Annotated in this window: 5 protein-coding genes; 1 reads left to right on the plus strand and 4 read right to left on the minus strand. The window is 71.3% G+C overall.

Annotation, left to right across the window (positions count from 1 at the left end; genetic code table 11):
* Positions 1 to 275: integrase core domain-containing protein (locus CEK65_RS15245; protein ID WP_152182234.1), on the plus strand; the 275-nt coding region annotated here is incomplete at its 5' end.
* 300 nt (positions 276 to 575) lie between these two features.
* On the opposite strand, the gene CEK65_RS15250 is transcribed toward CEK65_RS15245, so the two are convergent.
* From CEK65_RS15250 to CEK65_RS15265, 4 genes are all read right to left on the minus strand, one after another.
* Positions 576 to 1,607, minus strand: coding sequence for a cytochrome C biogenesis protein (locus tag CEK65_RS15250; RefSeq protein ID WP_152182235.1), 1,032 nt, complete (start codon positions 1,605 to 1,607; stop codon positions 576 to 578).
* A gap of 4 nt (positions 1,608 to 1,611) precedes the next feature.
* The gene (locus tag CEK65_RS15255) at positions 1,612 to 2,070 is read right to left on the minus strand and encodes a cytochrome c-type biogenesis protein (protein WP_017907310.1); all 459 of its coding nucleotides are present in this window, start codon (positions 2,068 to 2,070) and stop codon (positions 1,612 to 1,614) included.
* Positions 2,067 to 2,675 carry a DsbE family thiol:disulfide interchange protein gene (locus CEK65_RS15260; RefSeq protein ID WP_026143515.1) on the minus strand — a complete coding sequence of 203 codons (609 nt, stop codon included), beginning with the start codon at positions 2,673 to 2,675 and terminating at the stop codon, positions 2,067 to 2,069. The genes CEK65_RS15255 and CEK65_RS15260 overlap by 4 nt, the downstream gene beginning before the upstream one ends.
* A partial coding sequence (locus tag CEK65_RS15265) for a heme lyase CcmF/NrfE family subunit (protein ID WP_226980594.1) occupies positions 2,672 to 4,505 on the minus strand: 1,834 nt, incomplete at its 5' end. The genes CEK65_RS15265 and CEK65_RS15260, both read right to left, overlap by 4 nt.

A 4,505-nucleotide genomic window follows, 5' to 3' on the forward strand; every position in this document is an offset into this window, starting at 1 on the left:
CCCGCCGCTTCCGACGCCTTGTCCGACGGCTCGGCCTGCGCCATCTGCGAACCCGCCCCTACACGCCACGCACCAATGGCAAGGCCGAGCGGCTGGTGCAGACCAGCCTGCGAGAATGGGCTTATGCGCGCTCCTATATCGACTCCACGCAACGCGCCAACGCCTTCTCGGGCTGGCTGCATCATTACAACTGGCATCGACCACACGCCAGCCTCGGCTACAAACCTCCCATCTCCCGAATTCCACTGAACAACGTGGTGGGTTTACACATCTAGCCGCGCGATTGCGCATCCGGCGTATGCGTGGTGCGGGATGGAGCGTGTCGGGCCGCAATGGCGTCCGTGAGTGACGCCGGGCCGGATCTACTGCGCGTCTGATCATTCGCTTCCACCGCGATCCAGTCCGACACGCTGTTGCCTCGTGGGAGCGGCGTCAGTCGCGACAGGCCTCCCGGTAGAGCGTGTCGCGGCTGAAGCCGCTGCTGCAACGACGTTTCGCATTCTTGCTGGCGTCTTGGCCTGGTCGCGACCGGACGGTCCCGATCAGGCACGGTCACTCCCACACGACTGCTTGCGCTAGGGCTTGCCGATCACCAGCTCCACCGGCGCGGTCGCCGGCAGGGTGACCGTCACCGGCGCCGATTCCAGATCGCCGTCCTGGCGCATGGCGTTACCGCTGGCCGACAGCCGCGCGATCACCTGCACCTGCTTGAGTTGCGAGAGCTTCTGCGTCGGCATCGGGCTGTCCGCGTCGCTCAGCGTCACCCGCAACGGCAGCGCCTGCAGCGGATGCTTCTGCACCGCCACCGGCATCGGCGGGCCGCCCGGCACGCGCGCGATCACGAATACGCTGGCGTCGCCGCGCAGGCGCACGCGGGCGGCGAACGCCGGGTCCAGCGACACCGCCACGGTCAGGCCGGCGGTCGCCGGCGCCTTGTCAGGCTGCGCCGTGGCGCCGGCGGTGGGCAAGGCGGGCAGGCCGGCCGCACTGCGGGCCGCGTCGATCTGCGGCCGCAGCGCCGCGGCGGTGGCCGCATCCACGCGCGGCAACAGCGCTTCCCAGGTGGCCGCGGCGGCGGCGTCCTGGCCGCGCTGGCGCTGCGCGATGCCGAGGAACCAGGCGCCGCGTTCGCTGCCCGGCGCCAATTGCAGGGCGTGCTGCAGCCAGGCCAGTGCCTGGTCGTCGAACTGCCGTTGCGGGTTGGCCATCGCTCGCGCCTCGGCCGCCTCGATCAGCAGCGGCGCCTGCTCCGGCGCCAGGCGCACCGCACGCGCGAATGCGGCCGCGGCCTCGGCGTTGTGGCCCAGCGACATCTGGCTGCGGCCGAGCAAGGCCCAGCCGTCGGCCCGGTTGGGATCCTTCGCCAGTGCCGCCTGCAATTGCTTCACGCCATCCTCGAGCGTGCGTGGTGCCTCGCGGTTCTGCGCCTGCAACGCGCGCGGGGTGCCGACCAGCACGTACAGCGCCGCCGTCGCCACGCCCAGCGCCAGGATCGCCACCGCCAGCACCGCGCCGTTGCGGCCGCGGCTGCGCAGCGGCCACAGCACCATCGCGAACACCAGCGCCGCCAGCGCCACCGCCGCGGCCGACATGCCCCAAGTCAGCATCGCCTCACCATTCCTGTTCGTCCTGCAGCGGCAGCGCCGTCGCCGCGGGCGCGCGCCGCCGTACCATCCGGATCAGCACCACGGCGCCGCCGGCCAGCAGCAGCAAGGGGCCGAACCACAGCAGCCAGGTGCGCGCTTCCAGTTGCGGCCGGTACAGCACGAACTCGCCATAGCGATCGACCAGGAACTGCTTGATCTGCGCATCCGATTTGCCCTGGTGCATCAGTTCCAGCACTTCGCGGCGCAGGTCCATGGCGATCTGCGCGTGGGAGTCGGCCAGCGACTGGTTCTGGCATTGCACGCAGCGCAGTTCCGCGGTCAGCGCATGGAAGCGCGCCTCCTCGGCAGCGGAGCGGTAGGCCAGCGGGGTCGGATCGGACACCGGTTCGGCGCCGGCCAGCGTGGACCACGCCAGCAGCGCCAGCAGGCCCAGCCGCAGCGCAGGCCGGCGGTGCTGGCTCATGGCGTGGCCTTGCCCTGGGCGCGCGTCGGCGGGGCGTCGCGCTCGGCCTGCTCCAGTGCCGGCAGCAGTTCGTCGCGGATGATCGCATCGGTCAGCGGGCCGGCATGCTTCCAGCGCACCACGCCGCGCGCGTCGACCAGGAAGGTCTCCGGCGCCGCGGCCACGCCCCAGTCGATTGCGGTGCGCCCTTCGGGGTCGAACAGCACCGCCAGGAACGGATTGCCCAACTGCTCCAGCCAGCGCAGCGCGTCCTCGCGGGTGTCCTTCCAATCGTAGCCGATCACCCGCACACGCTTGCTCAGCGCGAAGCGGGTCAGCACCGGGTGTTCCTCGCGGCAGGCCGGGCACCAGCTGCCCCACACGTTGAGCACGTACGGCGCGCCCAGCAACTCGCTGCTGCGCACGCGGATCGAGGCGTCGTGCAGCAGCGGCAGTTCGAACGCCGGCGCCGGCTTGCCGATCAGCGCCGAGGGCAGCGCGTCGCGATCGGCGCTGCCGGAACGCTGCACCGCATACACCATCAACGCCAGCAGGCCGAGGAAGAACAGCGCACCCAGCAGGATGGCGGGCAGCGGCAGGCGACGTGGAGCGGGAGCGGACATCAGGGGGTCTCCGGGGAACGACGGAAGCGCCGGTCGGCGGCGGTGACGAAACCGCCCAGCGCCATCAGCGCCGCGCCAAGCCAGATCCAGCGCACGAAGGGTTTGACGTGGACGCGCATCGCCCAGGCGTTGCCGCCCAGCGGCTCGCCGAGGGCGACGTAGACGTCGCCGAACAGGCCGGGGTGGATGCCGGCTTCGGTCATGTTCTGGCCGCCGCTGGCGTAAAGACGCTTTTCCGGGTGCAGCAGCGCCAGCGGGCGATCGTCGCGCAGCACCTGCACGTGCGCGCGTTCGGCCACGTAGTTGGGGCCCTTGCGCTGGTCCAGCCCCTGCAGCTCGAAACGGTAGCGGCCCAGCTCCAGGTGCTGTCCGGGCGCCAGCGCCACTTCGCGCTGTTGCTCCAGGGCCTCGACCAGCAACGCGCCGGCCAGAAAAACGGCGATGCCGGTGTGCGCCAGGGTCATGCCCAGCATCTCGGCGGTGAAGCGGCTGCCCTTGAGCTGGCGCCGGCTCCATACGAAGCGCGCGGTGCCCAGCAGCACCCAGGCCGCGGCGGCGACGCCGGCGGCGGTCTTCCACGCACCCTGCGGCGCCAGGAAGAAGCCGATCGCCCCGGCCAGCAGCGCCAGGCCGGCCCACGGCGCCAGCAGCGCCAGCGGCCGCGACGCCTGTTCGCGCTGCCAGCGGGTCAGCGGACCGAACGGCAGCAACGCCACCAGCGGCGCCATCAGCACGATGAACAAGGTGCCGAAGTAGGGCGGCCCCACCGACAGCTTGCCCAGGTCCAGCGCATCGGCCAGCAGCGGATACAGCGTGCCCAGCAGCACCATGGCGCAGGCGCAGGTCAGCAGCAGGTTGTTGGCCAGCAGCAGGGTCTCGCGCGAGGCCGGGGCGAAGCGCTGCCGCGCCTCGTCGGCCGCCGCCGCCACGCGGCCGCCGCGCAGTGCGTACAGCAGCAGCGCGCCGCCGCACAGCAGGCTCAGGAACACCAGGATGAACAGTCCGCGGGCGGGGTCGGCGGCAAACGAGTGCACGCTGGTCAGCACGCCCGAGCGCACCAGGAAGGTGCCGAGCAGCGACAGCGAGAATGCGGCGATCGCCAGCAACAGGGTCCAGGCGCCGAAGCTGCCGCGTTTCTCGGTGACTGCCTGCGAATGCAGCAGCGCCGCGCCGGCCAGCCACGGCATGAAGCTGGCGTTCTCCACCGGGTCCCAGAACCACCAGCCGCCCCAGCCCAGTTCGTAGTATGCCCACCAACTGCCGAGGGCGATGCCGATGGTCAAAAAGCCCCAGGCCACGTTGGTCCACGGCCGCGTCCAGCGCAGCCAGCGCGCGTCCACCTGGCCGTCCAGAAGCGCGGCGATGGCGAAGGCGAACGGCACCGCGAAGCCGACGTAGCCGGCGTACAGCAGCGGCGGATGGATCACCAGGCCGGGATCCTGCAGCAACGGATTGAGATCGCGCCCTTCCAGCGGCGCCGGCAGCAGCCGCGCGAACGGGTTGGAGGTGAACAGCAGGAATGCCAGGAAGCCGATGCTGACCAGCGCCAGGGTGCCGATCACCCGCGCGACGACGTGCGCCGGCAGACGCCGCGAGTACAGCGCGACCGCGCCGGTCCACAGTGCCAGGATCAGCGTCCACAGCAGCAGCGAGCCCTCGTGCGCGCCCCACACCGCCGAGTAGCGGTACACCAGCGGCAGCAGCGAATTGGAGTTCTCGGCGACGTAGGTCACCGAGAAGTCCTGGGTCACGAACGCATGGGTGAGGATCGCGAAGGCGCCGGCCACCAAGGCCAGCTGCGCGAACGCCGCCGGCCGCGCCACCGCCATCCAG

The sequence above is a fragment of the Xanthomonas sp. LMG 12459 genome (assembly GCF_009192905.1).
Classification (GTDB): domain Bacteria; phylum Pseudomonadota; class Gammaproteobacteria; order Xanthomonadales; family Xanthomonadaceae; genus Xanthomonas_A; species Xanthomonas_A sontii.

Excerpts from the sequence above, each read along its gene's own strand:
- CEK65_RS15250 (WP_152182235.1), bottom strand. The coding sequence starts at position 1,607 with ATGCTGACTTGGGGCATGTCGGCCGCGGCGGTGGCGCTGGCGGCGCTG.
- CEK65_RS15255 (WP_017907310.1), bottom strand. The coding sequence starts at position 2,070 with ATGAGCCAGCACCGCCGGCCTGCGCTGCGGCTGGGCCTGCTGGCGCTG.